This is a genomic window from Marinobacter iranensis (genome assembly GCF_029207565.1).
Taxonomy (GTDB): Bacteria; Pseudomonadota; Gammaproteobacteria; order Pseudomonadales; family Oleiphilaceae; genus Marinobacter; species Marinobacter iranensis.
This window is the reverse complement of the sequence record NZ_JANCMW010000066.1, coordinates 1-289: the sequence shown is the minus strand read 5'-3', so window position 1 is coordinate 289 and position 289 is coordinate 1. Positions and strand designations below refer to the sequence as shown.

Sequence of the window (289 nt, the reverse complement as noted above, 5' to 3'; positions counted from 1 at the left end):
ATCGCCGGTGAGGCCAGCCCTGTCCAGCGCGCCGCGGATCGCCGCCATGGCGGCTTCCCAGGCGGCGACCGGGTCGACCTCGCACCAGCCGGACTGCGGGCGCTGGATGACGACGCGATGGCTGCTGCTGGCGATCTCCCTGCCGCCCCGGTCGAAAACGGCGGCCTTGGTCATGGTGGATCCGGCGTCGATGCCAAGAAGAAATCGGCTCATGGAAAATCCAGTTCGAGAGGAGATGCGAGCGGATCGGACGCGCCCGCCTGCCCGGCATCAAGCCTGTGATGGTCTG

1 protein-coding gene is annotated in these 289 nt (G+C 68.2%); it reads right to left on the bottom strand.

Annotated features, from left to right (window positions below; genetic code table 11):
• Nucleotides 1-213, bottom strand: a 213-nt coding sequence (locus NLU14_RS21465) for an FGGY family carbohydrate kinase (protein WP_275710454.1), incomplete at its 3' end; no start/stop codon positions are given.
• Between the last annotated feature and the right edge of the window lie 76 nt (nucleotides 214-289).